The organism is Streptomyces sp. LARHCF249 (assembly GCF_052871255.1).
In genome coordinates, this window is record NZ_JBIXJQ010000010.1 from 55,084 (window position 1) to 70,701 (window position 15,618).

The window sequence follows — 15,618 nt, forward strand, 5'->3', positions numbered from 1 at the left end:
TCTTTCTGGGTGCCCTGACGTAGACTGACTCGTCGGCTCTCGTGCACTTCCATGCCTGCATGGGGCGCGGAGCCGATCAAGGTAGCCGATTCGAAGGGCGAAGCGTGGCCAAGAAGCAAGGTGCCATCGAAATCGAGGGCACCGTGATCGAGTCCCTCCCGAACGCGATGTTCAAGGTGGAACTGCAGAACGGTCACAAGGTCCTCGCGCACATCAGCGGCAAGATGCGCATGCACTACATCCGCATCCTCCCGGATGACCGGGTCGTCGTGGAGCTGTCTCCGTACGACCTCACGCGTGGCCGGATCGTCTACCGATACAAGTAGATCTTGTCCTCACTCCTGCCTGGGCGACTTGTCCCGGTGCGGGTGGTGGCACTGACCCGGAGAACCTCACCAACATGAAGGTCAAGCCGAGCGTCAAGAAGATCTGCGACAAGTGCAAGGTGATCCGCCGTCACGGCCGGGTCATGGTCATCTGCGACAACCTGCGCCACAAGCAGCGCCAGGGCTGACGCACGCCGACCGACCTGCCTTCCGCAGTTCTTCGCGCGACGTAAGAAAACGTACATACGCAGAACCCGCCCAGCCCTGAGAGGGGCCGGCGGTACCTCCGGCGGGGGCCGGGGACCCGGACGTACCATCACCCACTTCGGGTGGTCGGCGGTCGGGAGTGGTTCTGCGGAAGACCCCCGAACACACAGGAGCCATTTGTGGCACGCGTTTCCGGTGTTGACATCCCGCGCGAAAAGCGTGTGGAGATCGCACTCACCTACGTCTTCGGTATCGGGCGCACCCGGTCCAAGGAGATCCTCGCCTCCACCGGCGTGAACCCGAACACCCGCGTTCGTGACCTGGCCGAAGAGGACCTCGTCAAGATCCGCGAGTACGTGGACGCCAACCTCCGTACCGAGGGTGACCTCCGCCGCGAGATCCAGGGCGACATTCGCCGCAAGATCGAGATCCAGTGCTACCAGGGCATCCGCCACCGTCGTGGCCTGCCGGTGCACGGTCAGCGCACCAGCACGAACGCGCGTACCCGCAAGGGCCCGCGTCGCGCGATCGCCGGTAAGAAGAAGCCGGGCAAGAAGTAGTCCTGTTCAGCGGTCTTGCGCTGTAGGACCGACCACCTCCCGTAGGAGATTTAGATGCCCCCCAAGGGTCGTCAGGGCGCTGCCAAGAAGGTGCGCCGCAAGGAAAAGAAGAACGTCGCTCACGGGCACGCCCACATCAAGAGCACGTTCAACAACACCATCGTTTCGATCACGGACCCCTCGGGCAACGTGATCTCCTGGGCCTCCGCCGGCCACGTCGGCTTCAAGGGCTCGCGCAAGTCCACCCCCTTCGCCGCGCAGATGGCCGCCGAGTCGGCCGCCCGCCGCGCGCAGGAGCACGGCATGCGCAAGGTTGACGTCTTCGTCAAGGGTCCGGGCTCCGGCCGCGAGACCGCGATCCGCTCCCTCCAGGCCACCGGCCTCGAGGTCGGCTCGATCCAGGACGTCACCCCCACCCCGCACAACGGCTGCCGCCCGCCGAAGCGCCGCCGCGTCTGACGCAGCGGACGCACCTGTGCGTTCTTGAGTGTCCGGGCGGTACGACCCCTTCGGGGGCCGTACCGCCCGTACCCTTGCAGTAGCCGTACTCCGGTACGGCGTCCCGTCGGGCGTCAAATAGTGGGCGTCCACGAATGAAGGAACACAGACATGCTTATCGCTCAGCGTCCTTCGCTGACCGAAGAGGTCGTCGACGAGTACCGCTCGCGGTTCGTGATCGAGCCGCTGGAGCCGGGCTTCGGCTACACCCTCGGTAACTCCCTGCGCCGTACGCTCCTGTCCTCGATCCCGGGTGCCGCTGTCACCAGCATCCGCGTGGACGGCGTCCTGCACGAGTTCACCACCGTGCCGGGTGTCAAGGAAGACGTCACCGACATCATCCTCAACATCAAGCAGCTGGTCGTCTCCTCGGAGCACGACGAGCCGGTCGTGATGTACCTGCGCAAGCAGGGTCCCGGCCTGGTCACCGCTGCCGACATCGCGCCTCCGGCCGGTGTCGAGGTGCACAACCCGGACCTGGTCCTCGCCACGCTCAACGGCAAGGGCAAGCTGGAGATGGAGCTGACCGTCGAGCGCGGTCGCGGCTACGTCTCCGCCGTCCAGAACAAGCAGCTGGGCCAGGAGATCGGTCGCATCCCGATCGACTCCATCTACAGCCCGGTCCTCAAGGTCACCTACAAGGTCGAGGCGACCCGAGTCGAGCAGCGCACCGACTTCGACAAGCTGATCGTCGACGTCGAGACCAAGCAGGCCATGCGCCCGCGCGACGCCATGGCGTCCGCCGGCAAGACCCTGGTCGAGCTGTTCGGCCTGGCGCGCGAGCTCAACATCGACGCCGAGGGCATCGACATGGGCCCGTCCCCGACGGACGCCGCCCTGGCCGCCGACCTGGCGCTGCCGATCGAGGAGCTCGAGCTCACCGTTCGGTCGTACAACTGCCTCAAGCGCGAGGGCATCCACTCCGTGGGTGAGCTCGTCGCCCGCTCCGAGGCCGACCTGCTCGACATCCGCAACTTCGGTGCGAAGTCGATCGACGAGGTCAAGGCGAAGCTGGCCGGCATGGGCCTGGCCCTCAAGGACAGCCCGCCCGGATTCGACCCGACCGCCGCCGCCGACGCCTTCGGCGCCGACGACGACGCGGACGCCGGTTTCGTCGAGACCGAGCAGTACTAAGCAGCACCCGTAGATCTTTCCCGCGGCATCCGCCTCGGGGGAACTGACACCGGTACCTGACACGGCCGGTGCAGATATGAAGGAGTAACACCATGCCGCGTCCCGCAAAGGGTGCCCGTCTGGGCGGTTCCGCCGCGCACGAGAAGCACCTCCTCGCGAACCTCGCGAAGGCGCTCTTCGAGCACGGCCGCATCACCACCACCGAGGCCAAGGCCCGTCGCCTGCGTCCCTACGCCGAGCGTCTGGTCACCAAGGCCAAGAAGGGCGACATCCACAACCGTCGCCTGGTGCTGCAGACGATCACGGACAAGAGCATCGTGCACACGCTGTTCACCGAGATCGCCCCGCGCTACGAGAACCGCCCCGGTGGTTACACGCGCATCACCAAGATCGGCAACCGTCGTGGCGACAACGCCCCGATGGCGGTCATCGAGCTGGTCGAGGCCCTGACGGTCGCCCAGCAGGCCACTGGTGAGGCCGAGGCCGCCACCAAGCGCGCGGTGAAGGAGGCGGAGGCCAAGGCCGAGGCCACCGAGACCCCCGCCGAGGAGACCAAGGAGGCCTGATCCCGCTCCGGGATCGAGCTTGCTTGATCGGCTTTGAACGGGCCCGCCCCTTCCGGGGGCGGGCCCGTTCTGTGTTTTCCGACGTTGTGCAGCTTCTGAGAGGATCGGTCACGTGAGTGACGAGGTGGAGCCCGGGCACGTCCGGGTGCGGCTGGACCTGAGCTACGACGGCAAGGACTTCTCCGGCTGGGCGAAGCAGCGCGTGCTGCGGACCGTGCAGGGCGAGCTGGAATCCGCCCTGCGGACCGTGATGCGGCTGAAGGAGCCCGTCGAGCTGACCGTCGCCGGGCGTACCGACGCGGGCGTGCACGCCCGCGGCCAGGTCGCGCAGTTCGACCTGGCCGAAGAGGTGTGGGCCGAGCACCACGACAAGCTCCTGCGCCGCCTCGCGGGCCGGCTGCCGCACGACGTGCGGGTGTGGAAGGTCGCCGAGGCCCCCGCGGGCTTCAACGCGCGCTTCTCGGCCATCTGGCGCCGCTACGCCTACCGCGTGGGCGACCACCAGGGCGGGGTCGACCCGCTGCGCCGCGGCCACGTCCTGTGGCACCAGTGGCCCCTCGACGTCGACGCCATGAACGAGGCCTCCGCCCCGCTGCTCGGCGAGCACGACTTCGCCGCCTACTGCAGGAAGCGCGAGGGGGCCACGACCATCCGCACCCTCCAGCAGCTCGGCTGGGAGCGCGGCGAGGACGGGGTCATCACCGCGACGGTGCGGGCCGACGCCTTCTGCCACAACATGGTCCGCTCGCTGGTCGGCGCGCTGCTGCACGTCGGCGACGGGCACCGGCCCACCGACTGGCCCGGCAAGGTGCTGGCGGCGGCCGTCCGGGACTCCTCGGTGCACGTGGTCAAGCCGCACGGGCTCACCCTGGAGGAGGTCGGCTACCCGGCCGACGAGCTGCTGGCCGCCCGCAGCAAGGAAGCGCGGAACCTGCGGACCCTCCCGGGCGCCGGCTGCTGCTGAAGCCGGGGCGTAACTCGTTTGGGCGGATCGCGCCCGGACCGGGACAATGCGCGGCATGGGACATCTCGAAGCCAGCCACCTGGAGTACTACCTTCCCGACGGGCGGGTCCTGCTCCCCGACGTCTCCTTCCGCGTGGGGGAGGGCTCGGTGGTCGCCCTGGTCGGGGCGAACGGGGCCGGCAAGACCACCCTGCTGAAGCTGGTCTCCGGCGAGCTCCAGCCGCACGGCGGCGGGGTCACCGTGAGCGGCGGGCTCGGCGTGATGTCGCAGTTCGTGGGCTCCGTACGGGACGAAACGACCGTACGGGACCTGCTGGTCTCGGTCTCCCAGCCGCGGATCCGGGAGGCCGCCAAGGCCGTGGACCGGGCCGAGCAGCTGATCCTGACCGTGGACGACGAGGCCGCCCAGATGGCCTACGCGCAGGCGCTCAGCGACTGGGCGGACGTCCAGGGCTACGAGGCGGAGACGCTGTGGGACGTCTGCACCATGGCCGCGCTGGCCATCCCGTACGACAGCGCGCAGTTCCGCGAGGTGCGCACGCTCTCGGGCGGTGAGCAGAAGCGACTCGTGCTGGAGGCGCTGCTGCGCGGTCCGGACGAGGTCCTGCTGCTCGACGAGCCGGACAACTACCTGGACGTCCCGGGCAAGCGGTGGCTGGAGGAGCAGCTGAAGGCCACCCGCAAGACGGTGCTGTTCGTCTCCCACGACCGGGAGCTGCTCACCCAGGCCGCTGAGAAGATCATCAGCCTGGAGGCGAGCCCGATGGGCAGCGACGTGTGGGTGCACGGCGGGGGCTTCGGCACGTACCACGACGCCCGCAAGGAGCGCTTCGCGCGCTTCGAGGAGCTCAAGCGGCGCTGGGACGAGGAGCACGCCCGCCTGAGGGCCCTGGTGCTGCGGCTGCGCAACCAGGCCGCGAGCAGCCCCGACATGGCCTCGCGCTACCGGGCGATGCAGACCCGCTTCCAGAAGTTCGAGGAGGCCGGCCCGCCGCCGGAGCCGCCGCGGGAGCAGGACATCCGGATGCGGCTCAAGGGCGGGCGTACGGGAGTACGCGCGCTGACCGTGGAGAACCTGGAGCTCACGGGGCTGATGAAGCCCTTCTCGCTGGAGGTCTTCTACGGCGAGCGGGTCGCGGTGCTGGGTTCCAACGGCTCCGGAAAGTCGCACTTCCTGCGGCTGCTGGCGGGCGAGGACGTCAAGCACACGGGCGCGTGGAAGCTGGGCGCCCGGGTGGTTCCCGGCCATTTCGCGCAGACCCACGCCCACCCGGAGCTCTTCGGCCGCACCCTCGTCGACATCCTGTGGACGGAGGCCGCCAAGCCCCTGGGCGCGGCGATGGGCGTGCTGCGCCGCTACGAGCTGGAGCGCCAGGGCGACCAGGCCTTCGAGAAGCTCTCGGGCGGCCAGCAGGCGCGCTTCCAGATCCTGCTGCTGGAGCTGGCCGGGACGACGGCCCTGCTCCTGGACGAGCCGACGGACAACCTGGACCTGGAGTCCGCGGAGGCCCTGCAGGACGGCCTGGAGTCGTACGACGGCACTGTGCTGTGCGTCACGCACGACCGCTGGTTCGCCCGCACGTTTGACCGCTACCTGGTCTTCGGTTCGGACGGTGTGGTGCGGGAGACTCGGGAGCCCGTGTGGGACGAACGTCGCGTGGAGCGCCGGCGCTGAGGTCTGGCCGCCGCGTTCGACGGACGGAGTCCGGCGCAGCCGGCCGAAGCCCCTGAGGCCCCCTGGGGCCGAAGGGTGCGAGGGCGGCGGTGGGGACGGTGTCTCGGGAGCCCGTGTGGGACGAACGTAGAGTCGAACGCAAGCGCTAGGGGGAGACCCCCCGGCCGGAGTGGGGGAGGGGCGTAGTGGGCCTGCGGCCTAGCATCTGGCTCATGAAGTGGGAGAACCACAGCTCCGGAAACCGGCTGATCGACTGGCTGCTGCGGCCGGCCTCCAGGCCCTGGCAGCTCGTCTCCCTCGCGGTGGTCCTGGGGATCTGCGTCTCCACGAGCCTGCGGGAGAACTGGGGCTCCGACAACGCCTTCGTGGTCAAGGCGGCCGAGACGCTGCTGGCGGGCGGGTCCCCGTACGAGGACAAGCGCTTCCTGTACCTGCCGAGCGCCGTGCTCATGGCGGTTCCGGAGGCGCTGCTGCCGACGACGGTGCTGCGCTGGTGCCTGCCCGTCGCGATGTCCGGGCTGCTGGGCATCGGCTGGCTGGCCGCGCTGCGGATGTTCTCGGTGCCGCTGCGCTCGCGCTTCGCGGTCGTCGGGTTCCCGGTGCTGGCCCTGGCCTACAAGCCGTACGTGAACCTCGTGCTGATCGGCAACTGGACGGCGATCTCGGCCGCCGCGCTGCCGGTGGCGCTGCTGCTCGCGCACCGGCGGCACTGGGGGGCGGCCGGACTGGTGATCGGGCTGGCCATCGCCTGCAAGCCGATGCTGGTGCCGGTCGGGCTGCTCTTCGTGTTCGCCCGGCGGTGGCGGGGGCTGGCCGCGGCCGTGCTCGTGCCGCTGGGGCTCTCGCTGGCGGGCGCGCTGCTGATGCCGAGCCCGTCGCTGTTCTTCACCAAGACCCTGCCGTTCCTGCTCCAGGGGCAGGACGCGTACGCGCTGCCGTGGGACGCCTCGCCGATCGCGGTGCTGCCGCGGCTGGGGGTGCCGGAGCCGCTGGCGGTGGCGGTGGCCTTCGCGGGGGCCGGGGCGGGGCTGTGGGCGGCCTGGACGCGGTGGCGCCGGCCCGAGTCCGCCGGAGGCGGCGGGGGGCGCGACGAGACGGACGGGGAAGAGTTGCGGCTCGCGGAGACGGCCTGCATGGTGATGCTCGCCGCGTTCCTGGTCTCGCGGCCCTCCTTCGACCACTACCTGCTGGTGGTGCTGCCGCTGCTGCTGGCCTCGGGGGTGCGGCCCGGCTCGATGCCCCGCTCGCCCTGGTTCTGGCTGGCCCTGACGCCCCAGGTGGCCCTGGTCCCGTGGCCCTCGGAGCTGGCCCACAAGCGGCGCGCCTTCAAGGACTGCGCCACCCTGTGCGGGCTCGCGATTCTGCTGGCGCGTCGTGCACTGCGCTCGGGTCGGGTTACTCTAGAGCCCGTAACAACTGCGGGGTCCCCACCCAGGACCGAACCGGAGTGCGCCGCGACGCCAGCAGAATCGGCATCGCGGACCGCGTTTTGACCCGTACGGGTCTGCTTGGGTATCCTGCTGGTTTGTTATGCGTATTGGCTTTCTCATTCTCACGTGAAAGGCCTTGCGCCGGTCCACCGGACCGATGACCAGCAGTTCACGCGGGTTGCGTCCCCGATGTGAACGAGGGCTGTCGTGATCGTCCGTGGTGACCCTGTCAGGACCTTCCCGTGGGGCTTGCGCCCTTGGGATACCACCACTGAAGAAGCGAAGGCATACGCGTGCGTACGTTCAGCCCCAAGCCCGGCGACATCTCGCGCCAGTGGCTCGTCATCGACGCCCAGGACGTTGTCCTCGGCCGTCTGGCGACCCAGGCCGCTGCCCTCCTGCGGGGCAAGCACAAGCCGACTTACGCCCCCCACATGGACATGGGCGACTTCGTCATCATCGTCAACGCCGACAAGGTTCACCTGTCCGGCAACAAGGCGACCCAGAAGATGGCGTACCGCCACTCCGGCTTCCCGGGTGGTCTGCGCTCCGTGCGTTACGACGACCTCCTGGCGAACAACCCGGAGAAGGCCGTCGAGAAGGCCGTCAAGGGCATGCTCCCCAAGAACACCCTGGGCCGTCAGATGCTCTCGAAGCTGAAGGTCTACTCGGGCGACCAGCACCCCCACGCTGCCCAGCAGCCGGTGCCGTTCGAGATCACCCAGGTCGCGCAGTAGTTCCGGCCACCCCCTAAGACGTAGAAAATTCTGAGGAGCATCGTGGCCGAGACCACCGCCGAGACGACCCCCGTCGACGAGTTCGAGGGCAACGTCGAGGAGTACACCAGCGAGTCCGAGGTCGTCGTCGAGGGCGACTACACCTCCGAGTCCCTTGCCGGTCGCTTCGGCGACCCCCAGCCGGCCGCCGGCCTGGGCCGTCGCAAGAACGCCATCGCCCGCGTCCGGATCGTTCCGGGCACCGGCAAGTGGAAGATCAACGGTCGCACCCTTGAGGACTACTTCCCCAACAAGGTGCACCAGCAGGAAGTCAACGAGCCGTTCAAGCTCCTCGAGCTGGACAACCGCTACGACATCATCGCCCGCATCGCGGGTGGCGGCGTCTCCGGCCAGGCCGGCGCCCTGCGCCTCGGTGTGGCCCGTGCGCTGAACGAGGCGGACGTGGACAACAACCGCCCGGCGCTGAAGAAGGCCGGCTTCCTCTCCCGCGACGACCGTGCGGTCGAGCGCAAGAAGGCCGGTCTCAAGAAGGCCCGTAAGGCTCCGCAGTACAGCAAGCGTTAATCTGCGCCTGCTGTTCTGCAACGAAACCGCCCCGGCAGCACTCTCCGTGCTGTCGGGGCGGTTCGTTTACCGCCACAAGCGGCAAATACCTGTCACATGCGGTCACAAAGCGATGCAGAAACTCGGGAGGACAACAGTGGGACGACTCTTCGGGACGGACGGTGTACGCGGCGTTGCCAACGCGGATCTGACGGCGGAGCTCGCGCTCGGCCTCTCCGTGGCGGCTGCCCACGTACTGGGCGAGGCGGGTACCTTCGCGGGCCACCGGCCGACGGCCGTGGTCGGCCGGGACCCCCGGGCCTCCGGCGAATTCCTCGAGGCGGCGGTCGTGGCCGGCCTCGCGAGCGCGGGCGTGGACGTCCTGCGCGTCGGTGTGCTGCCCACCCCGGCGGTGGCGTATCTCACCGGTGCGCTGGGTGCCGACCTCGGCGTGATGCTCTCGGCCAGCCACAACGCCATGCCCGACAACGGCATCAAGTTCTTCGCGCGCGGCGGCCACAAGCTCGCCGACGAGCTGGAGGACCGCATCGAGTCCGTCTACGAGGAGCACCGCACGGGCGCCCCCTGGGACCGGCCGACCGGCTCCGGCGTCGGCCGCATCTCCGACTACACCGAGGGCTTCGAGAAGTACGTCGCCCACCTGATCGGTGTCCTCCCCAACCGCCTCGACGGCCTGAAGGTCGTCCTGGACGAGGCGCACGGCGCGGCCGCGTACGTGTCGCCCGAGGCCTTCGCCCGGGCCGGCGCCGAGATCGTCACGATCGGCGCCGAGCCCGACGGCCTGAACATCAACGACGGCTGCGGCTCCACCCACCTCGGCCTGCTCAAGGCGGCCGTCATCGAGCACGGCGCCGACTTCGGCATCGCGCACGACGGTGACGCCGACCGCTGCCTGGCCGTGGACGGCACCGGCGCGGAGGTCGACGGCGACCAGATCCTCGCCGTGCTGGCGCTGGCCATGCGCGAGGCGGGGCAGCTGCGCGGCGACACCGTGGTCGGCACCGTGATGTCCAACCTGGGCTTCAAGCTGGCCATGGAGGGCGAGGGCATCCAGGTCGTGCAGACCGGGGTCGGCGACCGGTACGTCCTGGAGTCGATGAAGGAGCACGGCTACGCGCTGGGCGGCGAGCAGTCCGGCCACGTGATCATCCTCGACCACGCGACGACCGGCGACGGCACGCTGACCGGCCTGCTGCTGGCGGCGCGGGTCGCGGCCACCGGCAGGTCCCTGGCGGAACTGGCCGGCGTCATGCAGCGGCTGCCGCAGGTGCTGATCAACGTCCCCGACGTGGACAGGTCCCGCGTCGCGACCTCCGGCGAGCTGGCCGCGGCCGTGTCCGACGCCGAGCGCGAGCTGGGCTCCACCGGCCGGGTGCTGCTGCGTCCGTCCGGCACGGAGCCGCTCGTACGGGTGATGGTGGAGGCCGCCGACATCGAGCAGGCCCGCTCGGTCGCCGGCCGGCTCGCGGACGCCGTGAAGTCGGCGCTCGGCTAGTACGCCCGAGGTGGCGTACCCGGCTTCCGGATCATCCGGCCCTGCTGGGTGCGCCACAGCAGCTTCCAGGCGACGAGGGTGAGCGTGCCGGCCAGGATGATGCCGAGCAGGTTCAGCAGCAGCTGCTCCGCCGAACCCCACATCTGGGCGAACTCCCCGTAGCTGAGGGCCACGGCGGCGTTGGCGGCCGCCGGAACGGTGGTGACGGAGATCGCCACGCCGACCAGCGCACCGGCCTTCGCCGAGGTCAGCGAGAGCATCCCGGCCACGCCGGCGAGCAGCGCCACGACGAACGAGAACGGGTCGGGCTGCCAGATGAAGCTGGTGTTCGGCCGGGGGTTGTCGAGCATCCCCTGGTGGAACTGGCCGAGCGCGTCCATCACCAGGCTGAAGACCGTCGTCGCCACGATCGCCGCCACGAAGCCGACCAGCAGCGCGAACAGCGAACGCCCGGCGAGCTTCGGCTCCCGCTGCACCACGCCCGTGCAGATGCCGGCGAGCGGGCCGAACTCCGGGCCGACCGCCATGGCGCCCACGATCAGGATCGCGTTGTCCAGGGCCACACCGCAGGCCGCGATCATCGTCGCCACCATCAGGAAGACGGCGTACGTGATCGTGAGGGTGGACTCCTCGTGCGTCGACTCGGCGAGCTGCTCCCAGATCACCGCGTCGGCGGCCTCGCCCGGCGCCTCCTCCTCCGCGTCGTCGGCGCGTTTGGAGATCGACAGGTCGATGTTCTCGACGGCGATCGACCCGGTCTGGTCGATGCCGAGCGAGCGCATCTCCTGCAGCAGCTCGTCGGCCGACTCGCGCGCGACGTCGCACAGCACCAGATCGCCCTGGGGGTCGCGGGCGGCGCCGTTCAGCACGACCAGATGGGTGGTACCGACCGTCTGGCCGATCAGCTCCACCACGTGGTCCGTCAGGTGAGGCGGGATGATCATCCGCAGATGCAGCATGCCCGCACCCTAATGCGGACCTGACGCCCCGTCCGTGTTCAGAGCTTGCGGAGGCTCAACTTCTGCACCTTGTGGTCCGGTCCCTTGCGGATGACGAGGTTGGCCCGGCCGCGGGTGGGCGCCACGTTCTCCAGCAGATTGGGCTTGTTGATGGTCCGCCACATCGTCTGCGCGTACTCCATGGCCTCCTCCTCGGAGACCTGGGTGTACTTGCGGAAGTAGGAGAAAGGATTCTGGAAGGCGGTCTCGCGCAGCTTCCGGAAGCGGCCCAGGTACCAGCGCTCGATGTCCTCGGGGCGCGCGTCCACGTACACGCTGAAGTCGAAGTAGTCGGCGAGGGCGACGCGGGTGCGGCCGTCCGTCCCGGGGAGGGCCGGCTGGAGCACGTTGAGGCCCTCGACGATGAGGATGTCCGGGCGGCGGACGACGAGCTCCTCGCCCGGCACGATGTCGTAGATCAGGTGCGAGTAGACCGGGGCCCGGACCTCGTCCTTGCCGGCCTTGATGTCGGCCACGAACCGGGTGAGCGCGCGGCGGTCGTACGACTCCGGGAAGCCCTTGCGGGAGGTGAGCCCGCGCCGCTGGAGCTCCTTCATCGGGTAGAGGAACCCGTCGGTGGTGACCAGCTCCACGCGCGGGTGCTCGGGCCAGCGCGCCAGCAGGGCCTGGAGCAGGCGGGCCACGGTGGACTTGCCGACGGCGACCGAGCCGGCGACCCCTATGACGAAGGGGGTGCCCTGCTGGGCGCCGTGGCCGTTGCCCGCGTCGCCGAGGAAGGTGTTGAGGGTGCCCCGGAGATTGCTGGTGGCGCCGACGTACAGGTTCAGGAGGCGGGAGAGCGGCAGGTAGACGTCGCGGACCTCGTCGAGGTCGATGACGTCGCCCAGGCCGCGCAGCCGCTCGACCTCGTCGGCGGTGAGCGGCAGCGGGGTCCGCTCGCGCAGGGCGCTCCACTCGGCGCGGGTGAGGTCGACGTACGGCGAGGCGTCGGGGCCCCGGCGGTGGGAGGGACGGGAGGGGGGCCCGTCCGGGCCGGTGCGCTCCGTCGCGCTGTCCGGCGTGCTGCTTCGTGGCGGCGAAGTGATCACACCGCCATTGTCGGCGCTCCGGCTCGGTTATGGGTGGTGTGGTCGGTCACGTGGCCTGGGGCTCGCGGCACGGTTGCGCCGGGGCCGTACCGATTCGAGGATCTTGGGGTCTCATGCCGGTCACGATCGGTCACCGGGGGCGCAAAATCCCGATCGGGTGATCGTTCTTGCCAGTACATTGCTGGTTCTTATCGTCTTTGGGGGAGATCCTTCGTGCGTACCGCTCTTGTCCGTCGTACCGTCCTGACCGCGTCCGCGGTGTCCCTGTCCCTGCTGGTCACCGCGTGTGGTTCCGACAAGGGCGGGAACACGGACGCCAAGCCGTCCACCGGTGCTCCGGCGACCTCCGCCGCGCCCGCCGCGAAGGCGAAGACGGACGCCGAGCTGGCCGGCCTGCTCGTGGCCCAGGCCGACCTGCCCGAGCACGTGATCAAGCCGGCCACCCCGGCCGAGACCGCGGCCGCGGGCACTGCCACCAGTGACAAGCCCGAGTGCCAGCCGCTGGTCAAGGCGCAGTCCATGGCCCCGGTCGGCACCGCTGCCGGCAAGGCCGGCACCAAGGCCGTCGCCAAGCCCAAGGAGCCCGCGGCGAACGCCAGCGCCGAAGAGAAGGCGAAGGCCGCATTGGCGGCCCTGGGCAGCACCGCCACCTCCGTCAGCCTGGCCTCGTACGAGGGCAAGGGCGCCGAAGAGGCCTTCGCCACCCTCAAGACCGCCGGTACGGCCTGCGCCGGCGGCTACACCGGCAGCCAGGACGGCGAGTCGCTCAAGATCGAGAAGGTGGCCCCGGGTGCCCCCGTCACCGCCGGCGACGCGGCCCTCGCCTACACGGTGGTGGGCGACTCGGACGGTACCAAGATCACGATGGAGCTCGTGGTCGTGCGCAAGGGCAACACCCTCGCGACCTTCTCCGCGCTGAGCCTGGCCGGCGTCGCCGAGCAGCCGAAGGCCGTTGTGGACGCGCAGGTCAAGAAGCTCGGCTGACCCCCCGCCCGAGGATCGGGCGTCAACCCCGCTCCGGCACATTCGCCGGGGCGGGGTTCTTCTCGTCCGGGTACGGGGCAGGAGCTCGACTTCGGCGTACGCTGCGGCCCTATGTGCGGAATCGTGGGTTACGTGGGAGCGCAGTCGGCGCTCGATGTGGTCATCGCCGGACTCAAGCGACTGGAGTACCGCGGCTACGACTCGGCGGGCGTCGCCGTGCTCTCCGACGGGGAACTGGCCGCCGCCAAGAAGGCCGGCAAGCTCGTCAATCTGGAGAAGGAGCTCGTCGGCAACCCGCTGCCGGCCGGCTCCACCGGGCTGGGGCACACCCGGTGGGCCACCCACGGCGGGCCGACCGACGTCAACGCCCATCCCCACCTGGACAACTCCGGGCGGGTGGCGGTCGTGCACAACGGCATCATCGAGAACTTCGCCGTGCTGCGCGCCGAACTCGCCGAGCGCGGGCACCGGCTGGAGTCCGAGACGGACACCGAAGTGGTGGCGCACCTGCTCGCCGAGGAGTACGCGGCCGGCGGAGACCTGGCGGCCGCGATGCGGCAGGTGTGCCGGCGGCTGGAGGGCGCCTTCACGCTCGTCGCGGTGCACGCCGACGCGCCGGACGTGGTGGTCGGCGCGCGCCGGAACTCGCCCCTGGTGGTGGGCGTTGGGGAGGGGGAGAACTTCCTCGCCTCGGACGTGGCCGCGTTCATCGCCCACACCCGGGCCGCGATCGAGCTGGGGCAGGACCAGGTCGTCGAGCTCCGCCGCGACGGGGTGACGGTGACCAACTTCGACGGGTCGATCGCCACCGTGCGGGCGTACCACGTGGACTGGGACGCCTCGGCGGCCGAGAAGGGGGGTTATGACTACTTCATGCTCAAGGAGATCGCCGAGCAGCCGAAGGCTGTCGCCGACACCCTCCTGGGCAGGATCGACGCGAGCGGTTCGCTGACCCTGGACGAGGTGCGCATCCCCGCCTCGGTGCTCAGGGAGGTCGACAAGGTCGTGATCGTGGCGTGCGGTACGGCGTACCACGCGGGCATGATCGCGAAGCTGGCCATCGAGCACTGGACCCGCATCCCGTGCGAGACGGAGCTGGCCAGCGAATTCCGCTACCGCGACCCGATCCTGGACCAGCGGACGCTGGTGGTCGCGATCTCGCAGTCCGGCGAGACCATGGACACCCTGATGGCGCTGCGGCACGCGCGCGAGCAGGGCGCCAAGGTGCTGGCCATCTGCAATACGAACGGGTCGACCATTCCGCGGGAGTCGGATGCGGTGCTCTACACGCATGCGGGCCCGGAGGTGGCGGTGGCCTCCACGAAGGCGTTCCTGACGCAGCTCGTGGCCTGCTACCTCGTGGCGCTGTACCTCGGGCAGGTACGGGGCACCAAGTGGGGCGACGAGATCCAGGCGGTGATCCGGGAGCTGTCGGACATCGCGGCGGCGGTGGACACCGTACTGGAGACGATGGAGCCGGTACGGGAGCTCGCGCGGTCCCTCGCCGACAAGAACACCGTCCTGTTCCTGGGCCGGCACGTCGGGTACCCGGTGGCGCTGGAGGGCGCGCTCAAGCTCAAGGAGCTGGCGTACATGCACGCCGAGGGCTTCGCGGCGGGCGAGCTCAAGCACGGGCCGATCGCGCTGATCGAGCAGGACCTGCCGGTGGTGGTGGTCGTCCCGTCGCCGCGCGGGCGGTCGGTGCTCCACGACAAGATCGTGTCGAACATCCAGGAGATCCGGGCGCGCGGGGCACGGACCATCGTCATCGCGGAGGAGGGCGACGAGGCGGTCGTCCCGTACGCCGACCACCTGATCCGGATCCCGGCCACGCCGACGCTGCTCCAGCCGCTGGTGGCGGCGGTGCCGTTGCAGGTCTTCGCGTGCGAGCTGGCGACGGCGCGCGGGAACGAGGTGGACCAGCCGCGTAACCTCGCGAAGTCGGTGACTGTGGAGTGAGCGAAGCGAGCGGAACAGGTCGCCGACCATGGGGCGCAGTGGTGACGGTGGAGTAGATGAGGTTGTCGTTGTGATTATCGGCGTGGGGATCGACGTCGCGGAGATCGAGCGGTTCGGCGCGGCGCTGGAGCGGACGCCGAACATGGCGCAGCGGCTCTTCCTCGACACCGAGTTGACGCTGCCGAGCGGTGAGCGGCGCGGGATCGCCTCGCTCGCCGCCCGGTTCGCGGCCAAGGAAGCCCTGGCCAAGGCGCTCGGCGCGCCCGGCGGGCTGCTGTGGACCGACGCCGAGGTGTACGTGGAGGACTCCGGGCAGCCCCGCCTGCGGGTGTCCGGCACGGTCGAGGACCGGGCGCGGGTGCTGGGCGTGAAGTCCTGGCACATCTCGCTGAGCCACGACGCCGGTGTCGCGTCGGCCGTGGTGATCGCCGAGGGATAGCCGTCTCGGCGGGGTCTCCTGGGGCAGGGTGGT

17 protein-coding genes are annotated in these 15,618 nt (G+C 69.8%); 15 read left to right on the forward strand and 2 right to left on the reverse strand.

The genetic code is table 11. The features are described 5' to 3' along the window. Nucleotides 1-104 precede the first annotated feature (104 nt). The 12 genes from infA (at nucleotide 105) to glmM (ending at nucleotide 10,156) form a co-directional block, all read left to right on the forward strand. Complete coding sequence (gene infA / locus ACIPUC_RS26845; protein WP_003956442.1) at nucleotides 105-326, forward strand: translation initiation factor IF-1; 222 nt, start codon at nucleotides 105-107, stop codon at nucleotides 324-326. 74 nt (nucleotides 327-400) lie between these two features. Further along, nucleotides 401-514 carry a 50S ribosomal protein L36 gene (rpmJ, locus tag ACIPUC_RS26850; protein ID WP_003956441.1) on the forward strand — a complete coding sequence of 38 codons (114 nt, stop codon included), beginning with the start codon at nucleotides 401-403 and terminating at the stop codon, nucleotides 512-514. A 198-nt stretch (nucleotides 515-712) separates the two neighbouring features. Next, nucleotides 713-1,093, forward strand: coding sequence for a 30S ribosomal protein S13 (gene rpsM / locus ACIPUC_RS26855; RefSeq protein ID WP_007265919.1), 381 nt, complete (start codon nucleotides 713-715; stop codon nucleotides 1,091-1,093). 54 nt (nucleotides 1,094-1,147) lie between these two features. Then, nucleotides 1,148-1,552, forward strand: a complete 405-nt coding sequence (gene rpsK, locus ACIPUC_RS26860) for a 30S ribosomal protein S11 (protein WP_003956432.1) — start codon at nucleotides 1,148-1,150, stop codon at nucleotides 1,550-1,552. Nucleotides 1,553-1,702: 150 nt separating this feature from the next. After that, the gene (locus tag ACIPUC_RS26865) at nucleotides 1,703-2,725 is read left to right on the forward strand and encodes a DNA-directed RNA polymerase subunit alpha (RefSeq protein ID WP_008739666.1); all 1,023 of its coding nucleotides are present in this window, start codon (nucleotides 1,703-1,705) and stop codon (nucleotides 2,723-2,725) included. Nucleotides 2,726-2,817: 92 nt separating this feature from the next. Then, the gene (gene rplQ, locus ACIPUC_RS26870; RefSeq protein WP_319733898.1) at nucleotides 2,818-3,291 is read left to right on the forward strand and encodes a 50S ribosomal protein L17; all 474 of its coding nucleotides are present in this window, start codon (nucleotides 2,818-2,820) and stop codon (nucleotides 3,289-3,291) included. A 112-nt stretch (nucleotides 3,292-3,403) separates the two neighbouring features. Then, a complete protein-coding gene (gene truA / locus ACIPUC_RS26875) occupies nucleotides 3,404-4,255 on the forward strand; it encodes a tRNA pseudouridine(38-40) synthase TruA (RefSeq protein ID WP_446592729.1) in 852 nt (283 codons plus the stop codon). Nucleotides 4,256-4,310: 55 nt separating this feature from the next. Next, the gene (locus tag ACIPUC_RS26880) at nucleotides 4,311-5,930 is read left to right on the forward strand and encodes an ATP-binding cassette domain-containing protein (protein WP_446592731.1); all 1,620 of its coding nucleotides are present in this window, start codon (nucleotides 4,311-4,313) and stop codon (nucleotides 5,928-5,930) included. 212 nt (nucleotides 5,931-6,142) lie between these two features. Beyond that, nucleotides 6,143-7,423, forward strand: coding sequence for a glycosyltransferase family 87 protein (locus ACIPUC_RS26885; protein WP_446592732.1), 1,281 nt, complete (start codon nucleotides 6,143-6,145; stop codon nucleotides 7,421-7,423). A 230-nt stretch (nucleotides 7,424-7,653) separates the two neighbouring features. Then, nucleotides 7,654-8,097 (forward strand): 50S ribosomal protein L13, encoded by a 444-nt coding sequence (rplM, locus tag ACIPUC_RS26890; protein ID WP_069921533.1) that lies wholly within the window; start codon nucleotides 7,654-7,656, stop codon nucleotides 8,095-8,097. A gap of 42 nt (nucleotides 8,098-8,139) precedes the next feature. After that, nucleotides 8,140-8,661 (forward strand): 30S ribosomal protein S9, encoded by a 522-nt coding sequence (gene rpsI, locus ACIPUC_RS26895; RefSeq protein WP_215143970.1) that lies wholly within the window; start codon nucleotides 8,140-8,142, stop codon nucleotides 8,659-8,661. A 136-nt stretch (nucleotides 8,662-8,797) separates the two neighbouring features. Then, on the forward strand, nucleotides 8,798-10,156 hold the full coding sequence (gene glmM / locus ACIPUC_RS26900) for a phosphoglucosamine mutase (protein ID WP_446592733.1): 1,359 nt from the start codon (nucleotides 8,798-8,800) through the stop codon (nucleotides 10,154-10,156). On the opposite strand, the gene ACIPUC_RS26905 is transcribed toward glmM, so the two are convergent. Both ACIPUC_RS26905 and coaA read right to left on the reverse strand, forming a co-directional pair. After that, nucleotides 10,153-11,115, reverse strand: coding sequence for a DUF389 domain-containing protein (locus ACIPUC_RS26905; protein ID WP_446592735.1), 963 nt, complete (start codon nucleotides 11,113-11,115; stop codon nucleotides 10,153-10,155). The genes glmM and ACIPUC_RS26905 overlap by 4 nt on opposite strands. Before the next feature lie 38 nt (nucleotides 11,116-11,153). Continuing rightward, nucleotides 11,154-12,203, reverse strand: coding sequence for a type I pantothenate kinase (coaA, locus tag ACIPUC_RS26910; protein WP_446592737.1), 1,050 nt, complete (start codon nucleotides 12,201-12,203; stop codon nucleotides 11,154-11,156). Between the two features lie 213 nt (nucleotides 12,204-12,416). Here coaA and ACIPUC_RS26915 point away from each other — a divergent pair, with 213 nt between their 5' ends. The 3 genes from ACIPUC_RS26915 (at nucleotide 12,417) to ACIPUC_RS26925 (ending at nucleotide 15,585) form a co-directional block, all read left to right on the forward strand. Beyond that, entirely contained in the window at nucleotides 12,417-13,187 is a 771-nt protein-coding gene (locus ACIPUC_RS26915; RefSeq protein WP_446592738.1) for a hypothetical protein, read from the forward strand. A gap of 111 nt (nucleotides 13,188-13,298) precedes the next feature. Beyond that, complete coding sequence (gene glmS, locus ACIPUC_RS26920; RefSeq protein ID WP_446592739.1) at nucleotides 13,299-15,146, forward strand: glutamine--fructose-6-phosphate transaminase (isomerizing); 1,848 nt, start codon at nucleotides 13,299-13,301, stop codon at nucleotides 15,144-15,146. A gap of 28 nt (nucleotides 15,147-15,174) precedes the next feature. Beyond that, nucleotides 15,175-15,585: a holo-ACP synthase gene (locus ACIPUC_RS26925; RefSeq protein WP_446592740.1), complete on the forward strand. Its 411-nt coding sequence runs from the start codon at nucleotides 15,175-15,177 to the stop codon at nucleotides 15,583-15,585. Nucleotides 15,586-15,618 lie beyond the last annotated feature (33 nt).